Raw genomic sequence first — 15,585 nt, 5'->3', positions numbered from 1 at the left:
GTCTCCACACCGTGTCTGCGTCCCTCGACAAACCTCCCGTCGCCGCACCGGGCGAGCCTGTGCTGGTCTCGCTCTACGAGAAGACCAGGAAGATCTACCCTCGTGCGGTGAACGGGCTGTTTGCCAAGTGGCGCTGGGCGCTGGTGTGGTTCACGCAACTGGTGTTCTACGGCCTGCCGTGGCTGATGTGGAACCAGCGGCAGGCGGTGTTGTTCGACCTGGGCACCCGGCGCTTCTACATCTTCGACCTGGTGCTTTACCCGCAGGACTTCATCTACCTGACCGGGCTGCTGGTGATCTCGGCCTACGCGCTGTTCCTGTTCACGGCCATCGCCGGGCGGCTGTGGTGCGGCTATGCCTGCCCGCAGACGGTCTACACCGAGATCTTCCTGTGGATCGAGCACCGGCTGGAGGGCGACCGCATGCAGCGCATGAAGCTCGATGCCGGCCCGTGGACGCTCAACAAGTGGTTGCGCAAAGGCGGCAAGCAGGTTGCCTGGATGACGTTTGCGCTGTGGACCGGCTTCACCTTCGTCGGCTACTTCACGCCGATCCACACGCTGTGGGCCGAGGCGTTCACGCTCGGTTTCGGCCCATGGGAGTGGTTCTGGGTGCTGTTCTACGGCTTCGCCACCTACGGCAACGCCGGCTACATGCGCGAGCAGGTTTGCAAGTACATGTGCCCGTACGCGCGCTTCCAGAGCGCGATGTTCGACCGTGACACGCTCATCATCAGCTACGACGCCGCCCGGGGCGATCCGCGCGGCACCCGCAGCCGCAAGATCGACGCCCGCGCCGCCGGCCTGGGCGACTGCATCGACTGCGGCCTATGCGTGCAGGTGTGCCCCACCGGCATCGACATCCGCCAGGGCCTGCAGTACGAATGCATCGGCTGCGCCGCCTGCATCGATGTGTGCGACGGCGTGATGGACAAGATGCAGTACCCGCGCGGCCTGATCCGCTACGCCACCGAAAACAGCCTGAACAACGGCTGGAGTCGCGCGCAGATGCTCAAGCGCGCCGTGCGTCCGCGCGTGCTGATCTACGCCGCCATCCTGGGCCTGATCGTGCTGGGCGTGGGCGCGAGCCTGTGGCTGCGCACGCCGTTCAAGGTCGATGTGGTGCGTGACCGGGCCTCGCTGGCACGCATCGTCGATGACGGACGCATCGAGAACGTCTATCGCCTGCAGATCATGAATGCGGCGGAGTCGACCGAACGTTTCCGCATCACGGTGCAAGGGCTGCCCGAGCTGACATTGGCCAGCGCAACGGACGTCGAGGTGGGCGCCGCCGAGGCCCGCTGGGTGACGCTGGCCGTGCAGGTGCCGCCCGAGGTGGCGCAGCGTGCCGGCACCGGCGCGCACAACATCGAGTTCGACATCCAGCGCCTGAATCCTGCCGAGGGCAGCGCCCCGCTGGTGCTGCGCGAGAAATCAACCTTCATGGTGCCGCGCTGACCGCGCGGGTTGACCGGAGTAATCAAGATGGCTGCTGTTTCCCCCTTGTCCCCGTCGGTTTCCCCGTCTCTGTCGCGACCCTGGTGGCGTGAGCCGATGGTGTGGCTGGTCATCAGCGGCCCGTTGTCGGTGATCCTGGCATGCGTGGTGACAGCGATCTTGGTGATCAACCACCCGGACCCGGTGCTGTCGATGGAGCCCACCGTGATCCCGCAGCGTCCGGCCGACGACCTGCAGGGGCGTGCGTCACAGCAGCCCGCCATGAAGGCTCGCAATCACGCAGCCACGGGCGGTCTATGAGCCGGCCTGACCCGCAGGGCAGCGCCGATGCAGCCGAATCGGTGGCCACCGACTACATCGAGGCGCCGACAGGCCACCCGTTGTCGGAGTTTTCCCGCCGGCTGTGGGCGGTGCTGTGGCCGGCCTTCCTGATGGCGGGCGTGACCGAGATGCTGGTCTTCGCGATGGTCGATCCGCACGACCTGCACTGGCTGGGCGGCGGGCCTCTTGAGTGGCCGCGGTCGGCCATCTACACCAGCGCGTTTTTCATTTTCTGGGCCGTGATCAGCGTGGCGGGCGGGCTCACACAGTTATTGCTGCGCGAGCCAGGCTTGCTCAACCGGTCGCGTTAGCCCGAGATCAATGGCAAGGTCAGGGGCAGACTCAGTAACTCGCGCCGTTGACGATCTGCTGCAGCAAGTCCTGGTGCAGGATGCGGATGTCGCGCTGCTTGACCTCCAGGATGCCCTCATCCTGGAACTTCGAGAAGGTGCGGCTCACGGTTTCGAGCTTCAGGCCCAGGTAGCTGCCGATTTCCTCGCGCGTCATGCGCAGCACCAGCGCACTGGCCGAGAAGCCTCGCGCCTGCAGGCGCTGGGTCAGGTTGAGCAGGAAGGCCGCCAGGCGCTCCTCGGCGCGCATGCTGCCCAGCAGCAGCATCACGCCGTGGTCACGCACGATCTCGCGGCTCATGATCTTGTGGAACTGGTGCTGCAGCAGCGTGAACTCGCGCGACAGCGTCTCCAGCTGGGTGTACGGAATCATGCAGACCTGCGAGTCCTCCAGCGCCACGGCGTTGCAGGCGTGGCGGTCGGTGCTGATGCCGTCCAGGCCGATGAGTTCGCCCGCCATCTGGAAGCCGGTGACCTGCTCGCGGCCGTCGGCGGCGGTCACCAGCGTCTTGAAGAAGCCGGTGCGTACGGCGTAGAGCGCGGTGAACGGCTCGCCGGCGTGGAAGAGCGCCTCACCGCGCTTGACGGCGCGGCGCGAGTTGACCATCTCATCGAGCGAGTGGACTTCTTCTTCCGACAGCCCGACCGGCAGGCAGAGCTCGCGCAGATTGCAGGCCGAGCAGGCGACCTTGAGGGCGTCAAGGCGGGCAGTGTGATGGGTATCTTGCATGGTCCTGATGATTATTAGGGTTGAAGTGCAGGCACTCCCTGGTGCGCAAAAAAGGAGCGAGTGGTGTGTTGTGACACACATCGTCTGGAATGGATCAACAGAGTGTGATTTTTTTACAGCTTGCCTGCGACAGGATTGAGTCAAGTCAAGTTGATGTGTGACGCGAACGGCAAAGTGCAGTTGATGAATCTGAGTTCAACATCAAGTCTGTCTGCTCCTCTGTGCGGTAACGCACTTTCGGTTCAAAACCATACCGGTGTGGGTGTCAAAACCACGCCGGAAGGGCTGACGGACGATCTTTTGCGCCGCATGGACCGGCCCGGGCCGCGTTACACCTCTTACCCGACCGCCGACAGATTCGTCGAGGCCTTCACGGCCGATCACTATCGCCGGGCGCTGAGCCAGCGCGGCACCGGTGGCGTGGCAGGGTCGGGCGCACCGGTGTCGGTCTATGTGCACATTCCGTTTTGCGAATCGGTTTGCTACTACTGTGCCTGCAACAAGGTCGTCACGCGCGACCATGACCGCGCCACCGGCTACCTGGATGCGCTGTCCCGCGAGATGAGCCTGGTCGCGCGCGATCTGGGCGTGAACACGCCGGTGTCCCAGCTGCACCTGGGCGGCGGCACGCCCACCTTTTTGAGCGACGAGGAACTCGACCGCCTGATGCGGGATCTGCGCCGCCATTTCCAGCTGTTGCCGCAGGCCGAATGCTCGGTCGAGGTCGACCCGCGCACCGTGACGCGCGCGCGCCTGCAGCACCTGATCGACATCGGCTTCAACCGCGTGTCCTTCGGCGTGCAGGACTTCGATCCCGACGTGCAGCGCGCCGTGCACCGCGAACAGCCGCTCGCGCAAGTCCAGGCACTGATGGCCGATGCGCGCGAACTCGGCTTTGCGTCCATCAACGTCGACCTGATCTACGGCCTGCCGCTGCAGACGGCCGAGAGCTTTGCGCGCACGGTCGAGCAGGTGGCGGCACTCCGCCCCGACCGCATCGCGCTCTACGGCTATGCCCACCTGCCGCAGCGCTTCAAGCCGCAGCGGCGCATCGTGATCGAGCAGTTGCCCTCGGGCGGCGACCGCGTCGCGATGCTGGGCCAGGCCATCAGCGGCTTCATCGGCCATGGCTACCAGTACATCGGCATGGACCACTTCGCGCTGCCCGACGATCCGCTGGCGCTGGCCAAGCGGCAGGGGCGGTTGCACCGTAATTTCCAGGGCTACAGCACGCAGCCGGACTGCGATCTGGTGGCGCTGGGCGTGTCGGCCATCGGCCGCGTCGGCGCCACCTACAGCCAGAACGCCAAGACGCTCGACGAGTACTACGACCTGCTGCTGCGCGACGAGTTGCCGGTGGTGCGCGGCCTGAGCCTCACGCGCGACGACGTGGTGCGCCGCGCGGTGATCATGGCCATCATGTGCCACGGCCGGCTGTCGTTCGAGTCGGTGTCGCTGGCGCACCTGATCGACGTGCGTCGCTACTTCGCGGCCGAGCTGGAAGAGCTGCAGGACTTGGCCGAATCCGGCCTGCTGACCCTCAACGACGACGGCTTTGCGCTCACACCGCTGGGCTGGTACTTCGTGCGCTCGGTGGCGATGGTGTTTGACCGCCACCTGCGCGCCGATCAGGCCCGCGAGCGGTTTTCGCGCATCATCTGACGCGTCACAGCCTCCGCAATCCTTCTGCACCCATGAGTAACGCGTTGCTTTTCACCGCCGCCGTCATGGGCCTGGCGGGCCTGCCGCACTGCGCCGGCATGTGCGGCGCCGGCTGCGCGGCGGTGGTGCGCGCCCATTCGTCGACCCGCGGGCCAGCCCAGCCCCGGCGCACGCTGGCCGCGCTGCTGCTGGGGCGGCTGGTGGGCTACACGCTGGCCGGGGCGGTGGTCGCGACGGCGATGGAAGCGCTGCGCTGGATGGGTGATGCCGCCGGCTGGATCCGGCCGTTTTGGCTGCTGCTGCAACTTGGCCTGCTCGGGCTCGGCCTGTGGATGCTCGCCAGTGGCCGCTTGCCGCTGGCGTTGCAGGCGTGGCTGGAAGGCCTGGGTCGCCCGGCGCCACTGGGTGCGGGGCTGGCGCGGGTGCAGGTGGTAAAGCGGCGCGTGCCGGGCGAGTTCAAGGCCGCCGGCATCGGCCTGCTCTGGCCCGCCATTCCCTGCGGCCTGCTGCACGCGGCCTTGCTGGTGGCGGCGGTCGCCTCCGGCCCGGTGCAGGGCGGCGCGGTGATGCTGGCGTTTGCCGTCACCAGCAGCCTGGGCCTGCTGATCGGCCCTTACGTCTGGCTGCGCTGGTTGCCCCGCCTGGCGGGCGCTGATGCGGCTGGCACGAGCGCCGCCTTCAACGGCGTGGCGTTGCGTCTGGCGGGGGCGTCGATGGCCGCCATCGTCGGCTGGACGCTGTGGCATTCGGTTGGTGTGCCGCTGTACGCCTGGTGTGCCAGCTGAACAGCGTCAACCAGGCGGCAGGGGCAGCCACCTAAAATTAGAGGTTTCCCCCAAACCCATGTGATGTCCGGAGCTCGATCCATGTACCAGCATATCCAGGTGCCAGCAGGCGGCGCGAAGATCACCGTCAATGCGGACTTCTCGCTCAACGTGCCGCACAACCCGATCATTCCGTACATCGAGGGCGACGGCATCGGCCTGGACATCACCCCGGTGATGATCAAGGTGGTCGACGCCGCCGTGGCCAAGGCCTACGCCGGCCAGCGCCAGATCCACTGGATGGAAATCTTCGCCGGCGAGAAGGCCACCCAGGTCTACGGCCCCGACGTCTGGCTGCCGGCCGAGACGCTGCAGGTGCTCAAGGACTACGTCGTGTCGATCAAGGGCCCGCTGACCACGCCGGTCGGTGGCGGCATCCGCTCATTGAACGTTGCGCTGCGCCAGGAGTTGGACCTCTACGTCTGCCTGCGCCCGGTGCAGTATTTCAAGGGCGTGCCCTCGCCGGTGAAGGAGCCCGAGAAGACCAATATGGTCATCTTCCGCGAGAACTCCGAGGACATCTACGCCGGCATCGAATACGAGGCCAAGAGTGACAAGGCCCGCAAGCTGATCAAGTTCCTGCAAGAGGAAATGGGCGTCACCAAGATCCGCTTCCCGGAGACCTCGGGCATCGGCGTCAAGCCGGTCTCGATCGAGGGCACCGAGCGCCTGATGCGCAAGGCGATCCAGTACGCCATCGACAACCACAAGCCCAGCGTGACCATCGTGCACAAGGGCAACATCATGAAGTACACCGAAGGGGGCTTCCGCGACTGGGCCTACGCGCTGGCTCAGCGCGAGTTCGGCGCCGAGCCGATCGACGGCGGCCCGTGGTGCCGGTTCAAGAGCCCCAAGTCGGGCCGCGACATCGTCATCAAGGACGTCATCGCCGATGCTTTCCTGCAGCAGATCCTGCTGCGCCCGGCCGAGTACTCGGTGGTGGCCACGCTCAACCTCAACGGTGACTACATCTCCGACGCGCTGGCCGCACAGGTGGGCGGCATCGGCATCGCCCCGGGCGCCAACCTGAGCGACTCGATCGCCTGCTTCGAAGCCACCCACGGCACGGCGCCCAAGTACGCCGGCAAGGACTACGTCAACCCCGGCTCCGAGATCCTGTCGGCCGAGATGATGTTGCGCCACATGGGCTGGGTCGAGGCGGCCGACCTGATCATCCGCTCGCTGGAGAAATCGATCGCCAGCAAGAAAGTCACCTACGACTTCGCCCGCCTGATGGAGGGCGCGACCCAGGTGTCATGCTCGGGTTTTGGTCAGGTGATGATCGACCAGATGGCCTGACGCGGCCCGCCCGCTGCGCACCGCGCCTTCGAGCGTGGCGGGATACGGCCCGGCGATGTAGTCGCCCGCCGCTCCCAACTGCGGCGCCACCTGCGCGGCTGGCCGCTGCAAATTGGGTGTACAGGCAAAGGTGGCGCGTTTTTCGGTCACCAGCTGTTCAAGCTTGATGGCTGCCGGCGCAGCGCCAGCCGGCCAACGCAGCACTTCATGCGCCTGCGCCAGCAAGGCCGCCGCGGTGATGTCCGCGCCGTGCTCGACCCAGTCGGCCGCGCCGCTGATGACCAGCGCAAAGCGGCCGTCCAGCCCGCCGAGCGCGCCGTGGTCGAAGGCGAATTGCGCCGGTGTCTGCTCCGGTGACTGCGCACTTTCCGCCAGCGCCACCATCGGCGCGGCCAGCCGGGCGCCGGGGGCGTGCACGTAGGCGGTCACGATCGGCTCATAACGCAAGGCAGCGGCCTGGGCCGACCAGTCCGGCGCGACGGTGGCCGTCAGCCGTGCCGCCTCGCGGGCGCTGCAGGCCAGGATGACGTGGTCGAACAACTCGCCATCGACCCGCCAGTTTGGGCCTTGCCGCTGCAGGGTCTGCACGCGGCGCCCGAGTTGAACCTGCGCACCGTGCGCCGCCAGCCAGCGCATCGCCGGCTCGGGCAACAGCTCGGCCAGTGGCACGCGTGGAATCAGCAGGTCACTGCTGCCGGGGCCGGCAAAGAGCGCGTCTTTCAGCACGCGCAGAAACACGCTGGCGCTGGCCTCCGCGGCCGGCGTGTTGAGCGCTGCCACGCACAGCGGGTCGATCAGCTCGCGCCGCACGCGCAGTGGCAGGCGGCGGCAGAGGTGGTCGACGCTCCAGCCCGCATCGCATTTGAAGCCACGCAGCAGCCAGCCGCCCGCTGCTGTTAGCAGCGCGAGGCGCTCGCCCAGCGCCCAGTGCCGCAGCGCCAGTACGCCGCGTGCGAATGCCGGCATGGCCGGGCCGGTGGGCAGGCGCAGGCCGAGGCCGTTCTGGTCGAGCAGCGCCAGCGGGCTGCGCTGCAGTAGCGCGTTGGGGTTGGCGCCGACCTGGCGCATCAGCGCCAGCGTGTCGGTGTAGGCGCCGATGAGGATGTGCTGGCCGTTGTCGAGCCGATGCGCTTCAGCGGGCGAACCCAGGCTGCGCGCCCGGCCACCGGCCTGCGGTGCCATGTCGATCAGCGTGACCTGCGCGCCGCGTTCGGTGGCGTGCACCGCCGCCGCCAGCCCGGCCCAGCCGGCGCCGATGACGGCTAACCTCACCTCAGCGGCCACGCCAGTTGGTCTGCATCGCGATCCAGAGCTTGCGCACCGGCGTGAGCGAGATGCGCTGGTGCAGCACCTGGAAGTTGCTGGCCTCGACCTCGCGCAGCAGCGCGCGGTAGATGTTGGCCATCATCAGGCCGGGTTTCTGGGCGCGGCGGTCGGCCTCGGGCAGCAGCGCCAACGCCTCGTCGTACGCCTGGTGCGCCCGCTCGGCCTGGAAGCGCATCAGCGCGGTGAAGCGCTCGCTGTAGCCGCGGTTGAGCACTTCCTGCGCCTTGACGTCGAACTGCTTGAGCTCGTTCACAGGCAGGTAGATGCGGCCGCGCCGGGCGTCGTCGCCCACGTCGCGGATGATGTTGGTGAGCTGCAGCGCCTGCCCGAGCTTGTGGGCGTAGGCGATGGTTTTTGCATCGCTGCGGCCGAAGATGCCCGACGCCACTTCGCCCACCACGCCGGCCACCAGGTGGCAGTAGCGCGTGAGGCCCGCGAAGTCGAGGTAGCGGCTCTGCTGCAAGTCCATCTCGCAGCCTTCGATCACGGCCAGCAGGTGCTCGGCGCGGATGTCGTAGAGGGCGGCGTGCGGCATCAGCGCCTGCATCACCGGGTGCTGCGACTGGCCGGCATAGGCGCGGCCGACTTCGGCGCGCCACCAGGCGAGCTTGGTGGCGGCGATGCTGGCGTCGGAGACCTCGTCGACCACGTCATCGACCTCGCGGCAGAAGGCGTAGAAGGCGGTGATGGCGGCCCGGCGCGGCGGCGGCAGAAAGAGAAACGCGTAGTAGAAGCTCGAGCCGCTGCCGGCGGCTTTTTCCTGCACATATTGTTCTGGAGTCATGGGGTGATTGTCGTGGGTAGGCAGCCTGTCTTTACATACGCAGCGCGCGCCAAAGCACCGCCGGGGCGTGCCAACTGCGCAGACGCGGGCGCCGGATCAGGGATGCGCCCTGCAGCGCATCGATCTGCCCGAGCACGCCCAGCCCGCCTTGCACCACCAGACGCAGTTCCCAGCCGATGCGGCCCGGCAGGCGGTGCACCAGCGGCGCGCCCTGGTTCATCAGCTCGCGCGCCCAGCGCGCCTGCTGCAGCACCAGCGAACGGGCGGCGGGCGTATCGTGGCCGGCCAGCAGGTGCGCCGGGTCGACGCCGGCGGCGGCGCAGTCGCTCAAGGGGATGTAGAGCCGGTCGCGCGGCAGATCGACGCTCAGGTCCTGCCAGAAGTTGATCAGCTGCAGCGCGCTGCAGATGGCGTCCGACTGCGCCAGCACGGCGGCGTCGTGCACGCCGTAGAGGTGCAGCAGCAGCCGGCCGACCGGGCTGGCCGAGCGGGCGCAGTAGTCGAGCAGGTCGGCGCGGTCGGCGTAGCGGTGGCGGGTGACGTCCTGCTCGAAGGCCGACAGCAGCGCCAGCAGCAAATCCAGCGGCAGCGCGTACTGCCGCAGCACCGGCGCCAGCGGGCCGAACACGCCCGGCCAGCGCGGCGAGGGCGGCTGGCCGCCCGCCACCGCAAGCAGGTCGGCGCGGAAGTCGGCCAGGTCCTGCAGGCGCTGGGCGGGCGGGGCGTCGCCCTCATCGGCCAAGTCATCCGCCGTGCGGGCGTACCAGTAGATGGCGGCAATGGCCGGACGCAGTCGTGGCGGGCAGAGCCACGAGGCGACGGGGAAGTTTTCGTAGTGATCAACCGACATGGGCGCGATTATCCCGTTGGGGTTTGACAAGCGCGGAAGCGGTCTCGTATATTACTGACCGGTCAGTCATTATCTGATTTCTCATTTTTCAGCCGAGGTCTCATGCGCGCACTTGCCCCACTCACTCTCAGCCTGCTGGTCGCGCTTGTCGCCTGCAGCCGCAGCGAGCCTGCGCCGGAGCCGGTGCGCGCGGTGCGCACGCTCAGCGTGGGCGCCCAGGCGGGCGCCAGCACGCAGGAGTACGCGGCGGAGATCAAGGCGCGCACCGAGTCGCGGCTTGGTTTCCGGGTCGGTGGCAAGCTGCTCAAGCGGCTGGTGGATGTGGGCCAGAGCGTCAAGGCTGGCCAGTTGCTGGCGCAGCTGGACGCCACCGATCTGCGGCTGGGCAACGATGCGGCGCAGGCGGCGGTCAATGCCGCGCAGGTCAACCTCGACCAGGCCAACGCCGATCTGAAGCGCAACCGCGAATTGCACGAGCAAGGCTTCATCGGCGCGGCCGAACTGGAGCGGCGCGAATCGGCCCAGAAAGCCGCGCAGGCCACGCTGGCGCAGGCGCGTGCGCAGGCTGGTGTGCAGGGCAACCAGGCGCAGTACAGCCAGTTGCTGGCCGAAGCGGCCGGCGTGGTCACGGCGGTCGAGGCCGAGCCGGGCGCGGTGCTGAGTTCCGGCACGCCGGTGCTGCGACTGGCGCACGATGGCCCGCGCGACGTGGTGTTCCAGGTGCCCGAAGACCGCCTGGCCGCGGTGCGCGCGCTGCAAGGCAAGCCGGGCGCGATCAAGGTGCGGCTGTGGGGCGATGAGCGCGACATCGCGGCCACGGTGCGCGAGGTCGCTGCGGCAGCCGATCCGGCTGGGCGCACCTTCCAGGTCAAGGCCGATCTGGGCAAGGCTGAAGTTCGCCTCGGCCAGACCGCCACGGTGATGCTGCCCGGCGCAGCGCGCAGCGAGCAGATCGCGCTGCCGCTGGCGGCAGTGGGCGAGCAGGGCGGGCGCGCCGTGGTCTGGCTGCTGGACGCGGCCACCATGACGGTGCAGCCACAGCCGGTGGTGGTGGGCGGTGCCGACGCCAATCGCGTGCTCATCAGCGCCGGCCTGCAGCCGGGGCAGGAAGTCGTGAGCGCCGGCCTGCACGTGCTGACGCCGGGCCTCAAGGTCAAGCGCTATGTGGAGCCGGTGCGCCCGGGCGCTTCTGCCACAGCGGCCACGATGCCTACGGCCCCGGCCGCTTCACGCTGAGCCGGCAGGAGCCTCCGCCATGCAGATCCACACCCATGACACCGCGCCGCGCTCGGGCTTCAACATCTCGCGCTGGGCGCTCGAACACCCGGCGCTGACGCGCTATCTGCTGATCGTGCTGACGGTGCTGGGCTTCGTGTCCTACTTCCAGCTCGGCCAGGACGAAGACCCGCCTTTCACCTTCCGCGCCATGGTGGTGCAGGCGCAGTGGCCGGGCGCCACGGCGCAGCAGATGGCCGAGCAGGTGACCGACAAGATCGAGAAAACCCTGCAGGAAGTGCCCTACGCCGACATCGTGCGCAGCTACACCAAGCCGGGCGAGTCGGTGACGATTTTCCAGATCAGGGACAGTTCGCCGCCGGGCGAGGTGGCGCAGGTCTGGTACCAGGTGCGCAAGAAGATTGGTGATATGCGCAGCACGCTGCCGGCCGGCGTGATCGGGCCGTTCTACAACGACGAGTTCGGCGACGTGTACGGCACGATCTTCTCGCTGTCGGCCGACGGCTTCAGCCCGGAAGAGCTGCGCGAGTTTGCTGACAGCGTGCGCGGCCGACTGCTGCGCGTGCCGTCGGTCGCCAAGGTCGAGGTCTTCGGCGCGCAGGCCGAAAAGCTCTTCATCGAGATTCCGGGCCAGCGGCTGGCCTCGCTCGGGTTGGACCTGAACCAGGTGATTGCGCAGATCGGCGCGCAGAACGCGGTCGAAGGCGCGGGCGTGCTCAATGGCGGCAGCCAGAACCTGCAACTGCGCGTGGGCGGGCAGTTCAACACGGTCGATGAGTTGGCGCGGCTGCCGATCCGGGCGGTCAACCCGGCCACGGGCGCGGCGAGTCAGCTCAAGCTGGGTGACATCGCGCAGATCCGGCGCGGCTACGTCGACCCGCCGGCCATTTCCGTGCGCCATCAGGGCAAGCCGGTGCTGGCGCTGGGCGTGTCGATGGGCAAGGGCGGCGACATCATCGCGCTGGGCCAGGCACTGCAGGTGGAGGCCGCCAAGATCCGCGCCGACCTGCCCGTGGGCGTGGAACTGGGCCAGATCCAGAACCAGCCGGACGCGGTGCAGAAGTCGGTCGGCGAGTTCGTGCAGGTGCTGATCGAGGCGGTGGTGGTGGTGCTGGCGGTGAGCTTCATCAGCCTGGGGCTGCACACCCGGCCCGGACGCTTCGGCTTCCGCATCGACATCTGGCCCGGCCTGGTGGTGGGCATCACGATTCCGGTGGTGCTGGCCATCACCTTCGTCACCATGCTGTATTGGGGCGTGGGGCTGCACAAGATTTCGCTGGGCTCGCTGATCATCGCGCTGGGGCTGCTGGTGGACGACGCCATCATTGCGGTCGAGATGATGGTGCGCAAGCTCGAAGAGGGCCACGACAAGCTCTACGCCGCCACCTACGCCTACGACGTGACGGCCATGCCCATGCTGACGGGCACGCTAATCACCGCAGCGGGCTTCCTGCCCATCGGCATGGCCAAGTCGACCGTGGGGGAATACACCTTCGCGATCTTTGCCGTGACGTCGGCGGCGCTGTTGATCTCGTGGGTGGTGTCGGTCTACTTCGTGCCGTACCTGGGCGCGCGGTTCCTGCGCGTCAAGCCGCATGCGGTGGGCCCGGACGGGCAGGCGCACGAGCTGTTCGACACGCCGTTCTACCAGCGCTTCCGGCGCATGGTGAACTGGTGCGTGGCGCACCGCTGGATCACCATCGGGCTGACGATCGGCGTCTTCGTGCTCGGCCTGGCCGGCATGGGCAAGGTTCAGCAGCAGTTCTTCCCGGATTCGAGCCGGCCTGAGGTGCTGGTCGAACTGTGGTTGCCCGAAGGTTCGACCATTCAGGAGAGCGAGGCGGCGGCCAAGCGCTTCGAGGCGCGCCTGCTGCAGGAGGCTGGCGTGCAGAGCGTGACGATCTGGGTCGGCTCGGGTGTGCCGCGCTTCTACCTGCCGCTGGACCAGATCTTCCCGCAGAGCAACGTCAGCCAGGCCATCGTGCTGCCGAAGTCGCTGGCCGAGCGCGAGACCCTGCGCAAACGCCTGCCGGCCCTGCTGGCCGAGGAGTTCCCCGAGGTGCGCGGCCGCGTCAAGCTGCTGCCCAACGGGCCGCCGGTGCCGTATCCGGTGCAGTTCCGCGTGGTCGGGCCGGACGCGCAGATCGTGCGGCAGTGGTCCGACCAGGCCAAGGACCTGTTGCGCGCCAGCCCGAACATGCGCGGCGTGAACGACAACTGGAACGAGTCCATCAAGGTGCTGCGCCTGGAGATCGACCAGGACAAGGCTCGCGCGCTGGGTGTGACGAGCCAGGGCATCGCCCAGGCCAGCCGCACCCTGCTGAGCGGCACCAACATAGGCCAGTACCGCGAGGGCGACAAGCTCATCGACATCGTGCTGCGCCAGCCGCCCAATGAGCGCGACGCCATCACCGACCTCGGCTCGGCCTACGTGCCCACGGCCAGCGGCAAGCCGGTGCCACTGACGCAGATCGCCAGGATCGGCTACCGCTTCGAGCCGGGCGTGATGTGGCGCGAGGGCCGCAAGTTTGCGGTCACCGTGCAGGGCGACGTGGCCGAAGGCCTGCAGGGCCCGACCGTCACCGCGGAGGTGTGGCCCGCGTTGTCCAAGCTGCGCGAGCGCATGCCGCCGGGCTACGACATCGAGATTGCCGGTGCGGTGGCCGAGAGCAGCAAGGGCCAGGGCTCGATTGCCGCCGGCGTGCCGGTGATGCTGTTCCTGATCTTCACGCTGCTGATGCTGCAGCTGCAGAGCTTCAGCCGCTCGCTGCTGGTGTTCCTGACCGGCCCGCTCGGCATTGCCGGTGTGGCGGGCGCGCTGCTGTTGCTGAACCGGCCGTTCGGCTTCGTGGCGCTGCTGGGCGTGATCGCGCTGATGGGCATGATCATGCGCAACTCGGTGATCCTGATCGACCAGATCGAGCAGGAACGCGCGCGCGGCGTGACGGCGTGGGACGCGATCGTCGAGTCGGCAGTGCGGCGTTTCCGGCCCATCGTGCTGACGGCTGCGGCTGCCGTGCTGGCCATGGTGCCGCTGTCGCGCAGCGTGTTCTGGGGGCCGATGGCGGTGGCGATCATGGGCGGGCTGATCGTAGCCACGGCACTCACGCTGCTGGCGCTGCCGGCCATGTATGCGGCTTGGTTCCGGGTTCGGCGTGAGCCGAATGCGGCGGCCCGCTAGAATGTTGGGTTGACGGCTTGTCGTGGATGCACTTTCCCAGTGCGTTCACGGCCCAGCCCCAGGACTTCCGCGCGGGTGGCGAAATTGGTAGACGCACCAGGTTTAGGTCCTGACGCCTTCACGGGCGTGCCGGTTCGAGTCCGGCCCCGCGCACCAGAACATCGCGCCTCAGCCGAGGCGCATCAGATCAAAGCAACCGAAAGAGCACCAAGAATGGCTGTTACTGTGGAGACCCTCGACAAGCTCGAGCGCCGGATCACGCTGACGCTGTCGGCCGATGAGATCAAGAACGAAGTCGAGGCACGCCTGAAGAAGCTGGCTCGCACCACCAAGGCCGACGGCTTCCGCCCCGGCAAGGTGCCCATGGGCGTGGTCGCACAGCGCTACGGCTATTCGGTTCAGTACGAAGTCATGAACGACAAGGTCGGCCAGGCATTTGCCCAGGCGGCCATGGAAGCCAAGCTGCGCGTGGCCGGCACGCCGAACATCTCTGAAAAAGAGAGCTCGGCTGAAGGCCAGGTCAACTTCGACGCGACCTTCGAGGTCTACCCGGACGTGAGCCTGGGTGAACTGAGCGGCCTGGAGATCGAGCGCGTGGCCACCGAAGTGACCGACGCTGCCATCGACCGCACGCTCGACATCCTGCGCAAGCAGCGTCGCACGTTTACTGACCGCGCCCAGGGCGAGGCCGCCGTCGACGACGACCGCGTCACCATCGACTTCGAAGGCAAGATCGACGGCGAAACCTTCGCCGGCGGCAAGGCCGAAGCGTTCCAGTTCATCCTGGGCGAAGGCCGCATGCTCGAAGAGTTCGAGCGCGCCGTGCGCGGCATGAAGGCTGGCGAGTCCAAGACCTTCCCGCTCAAGTTCCCTGACGACTACCACGGCGCTGACGTGGCCGGCAAGGAAGCCGACTTCCTGGTGACGCTCACCAAGATCGAAGCGCAGACGCTGCCCGCAGTCGACGAGGCGTTTGCCCAGTCGCTTGGCATCGCTGACGCGACGGTCGATGGCCTGCGCGCCGACATCAAGAAGAACCTCGAGCGTGAAGTCAAGTTCCGCGTCGCTGCCCGCAACAAGCAGGCCGTGATGAACGCGCTGGAAACGCTGGCCACCTTCGACCTGCCCAAGGCGCTGGTGGACAACGAACTCGGCCGTCTGGTCGAGAACGCTCGCAACGACCTCAAGCAGCGCGGCATCAAGGACGCCGACAAGGCTCCGATCCCGACCGAAGTGTTCCAGCCGCAAGCCGAGCGCCGCGTGCGCCTGGGCCTGACGATGGCTGAACTGGTGCGTGCCAACGCGCTGACGGCTACGCCGGACCAGCTCAAGGCCCACGTCGACGAACTGGCCCAGAGCTACGAGAAGCCGGAAGAGGTGGTGCGCTGGTACTTCGGTGACCAGCAGCGTCTGGCCGAAGTCGAGGCGGTCGTGATCGAGAACAACGTTTCCGAGTTCGTGCTCGGCGGCGCCAAGGTCACCGACAAGGTGCTGCCTTTCGACGAACTGATGGGCGCCTGATCGCGGCAGGCCCGATCGAATCGGGTCTGGGCGCATCGCCGACA

At 67.6% G+C, this 15,585-nt stretch carries 13 protein-coding genes and 1 tRNA gene; 10 read left to right on the top strand and 4 right to left on the bottom strand.

Translation table 11 applies throughout. From position 1 onward, the window contains the following. Nucleotides 1–11: 11 nt before the first annotated feature. The 3 genes from ccoG to AC5IG3_RS14320 are packed head-to-tail and all read left to right on the top strand — an operon-like array spanning nt 12 to nt 2,089. Nucleotides 12–1,457: a cytochrome c oxidase accessory protein CcoG gene (gene ccoG / locus AC5IG3_RS14330; protein ID WP_491906976.1), complete on the top strand. Its 1,446-nt coding sequence runs from the start codon at nt 12–14 to the stop codon at nt 1,455–1,457. Between the two features lie 27 nt (nt 1,458–1,484). Further along, complete coding sequence (locus tag AC5IG3_RS14325) at nt 1,485–1,757, top strand: hypothetical protein (protein ID WP_491906975.1); 273 nt, start codon at nt 1,485–1,487, stop codon at nt 1,755–1,757. Continuing rightward, nucleotides 1,754–2,089, top strand: a complete 336-nt coding sequence (locus AC5IG3_RS14320; protein ID WP_491906974.1) for a hypothetical protein — start codon at nt 1,754–1,756, stop codon at nt 2,087–2,089. The genes AC5IG3_RS14325 and AC5IG3_RS14320 overlap by 4 nt, the downstream gene beginning before the upstream one ends. 31 nt (nt 2,090–2,120) lie before the next feature. Here AC5IG3_RS14320 and fnr read toward each other — a convergent pair whose 3' ends face one another. Then, on the bottom strand, nt 2,121–2,858 hold the full coding sequence (gene fnr / locus AC5IG3_RS14315; protein WP_491906973.1) for a fumarate/nitrate reduction transcriptional regulator Fnr: 738 nt from the start codon (nt 2,856–2,858) through the stop codon (nt 2,121–2,123). A 183-nt stretch (nt 2,859–3,041) separates the two neighbouring features. Between fnr and hemN the strand changes: the two genes are divergently transcribed. The 3 genes from hemN to icd all read left to right on the top strand — a co-directional run bounded on the left by hemN (nt 3,042) and on the right by icd (nt 6,643). Beyond that, on the top strand, nt 3,042–4,520 hold the full coding sequence (gene hemN / locus AC5IG3_RS14310; protein ID WP_491906972.1) for an oxygen-independent coproporphyrinogen III oxidase: 1,479 nt from the start codon (nt 3,042–3,044) through the stop codon (nt 4,518–4,520). A 32-nt stretch (nt 4,521–4,552) separates the two neighbouring features. After that, complete coding sequence (locus AC5IG3_RS14305) at nt 4,553–5,305, top strand: sulfite exporter TauE/SafE family protein (RefSeq protein WP_491906971.1); 753 nt, start codon at nt 4,553–4,555, stop codon at nt 5,303–5,305. An 81-nt stretch (nt 5,306–5,386) separates the two neighbouring features. Continuing rightward, nucleotides 5,387–6,643, top strand: coding sequence for an NADP-dependent isocitrate dehydrogenase (gene icd / locus AC5IG3_RS14300; RefSeq protein ID WP_491906970.1), 1,257 nt, complete (start codon nt 5,387–5,389; stop codon nt 6,641–6,643). Here the strand turns inward: icd and hpnE are convergent. Genes hpnE through hpnC form a run of 3 tightly spaced genes read right to left on the bottom strand, consistent with a single transcriptional unit; the run spans nt 6,599 to nt 9,603 of the window. Beyond that, nucleotides 6,599–7,915, bottom strand: coding sequence for a hydroxysqualene dehydroxylase HpnE (gene hpnE / locus AC5IG3_RS14295; protein ID WP_491906969.1), 1,317 nt, complete (start codon nt 7,913–7,915; stop codon nt 6,599–6,601). The two genes, icd and hpnE, sit on opposite strands and share 45 nt — an antisense overlap. A gap of 1 nt (nt 7,916) precedes the next feature. Then, on the bottom strand, nt 7,917–8,753 hold the full coding sequence (hpnD, locus tag AC5IG3_RS14290) for a presqualene diphosphate synthase HpnD (RefSeq protein ID WP_491906968.1): 837 nt from the start codon (nt 8,751–8,753) through the stop codon (nt 7,917–7,919). Nucleotides 8,754–8,784: 31 nt separating this feature from the next. Beyond that, nucleotides 8,785–9,603: a squalene synthase HpnC gene (hpnC, locus tag AC5IG3_RS14285; protein ID WP_491906967.1), complete on the bottom strand. Its 819-nt coding sequence runs from the start codon at nt 9,601–9,603 to the stop codon at nt 8,785–8,787. Nucleotides 9,604–9,705: 102 nt separating this feature from the next. On the opposite strand from hpnC, the gene AC5IG3_RS14280 reads away from it, so the two are divergent. The 4 genes from AC5IG3_RS14280 to tig all read left to right on the top strand — a co-directional run bounded on the left by AC5IG3_RS14280 (nt 9,706) and on the right by tig (nt 15,541). Further along, a complete protein-coding gene (locus AC5IG3_RS14280; protein ID WP_491906966.1) occupies nt 9,706–10,839 on the top strand; it encodes an efflux RND transporter periplasmic adaptor subunit in 1,134 nt (377 codons plus the stop codon). A gap of 19 nt (nt 10,840–10,858) precedes the next feature. Beyond that, nucleotides 10,859–14,020: an efflux RND transporter permease subunit gene (locus AC5IG3_RS14275; protein ID WP_491906965.1), complete on the top strand. Its 3,162-nt coding sequence runs from the start codon at nt 10,859–10,861 to the stop codon at nt 14,018–14,020. A 69-nt stretch (nt 14,021–14,089) separates the two neighbouring features. Next, nucleotides 14,090–14,176 (top strand) — tRNA-Leu (locus AC5IG3_RS14270). Nucleotides 14,177–14,233: 57 nt separating this feature from the next. Further along, nucleotides 14,234–15,541 carry a trigger factor gene (gene tig / locus AC5IG3_RS14265; RefSeq protein ID WP_491906964.1) on the top strand — a complete coding sequence of 436 codons (1,308 nt, stop codon included), beginning with the start codon at nt 14,234–14,236 and terminating at the stop codon, nt 15,539–15,541. Nucleotides 15,542–15,585 lie beyond the last annotated feature (44 nt).

This window comes from Leptothrix sp. (in: b-proteobacteria) (assembly GCF_965250675.1).
In the GTDB taxonomy this organism is placed as follows: domain Bacteria; phylum Pseudomonadota; class Gammaproteobacteria; order Burkholderiales; family Burkholderiaceae_C; genus Sphaerotilus.
The sequence above is the reverse complement of the archived record's forward strand: the minus strand, read 5'-3'. Positions and strand labels throughout refer to the sequence as shown.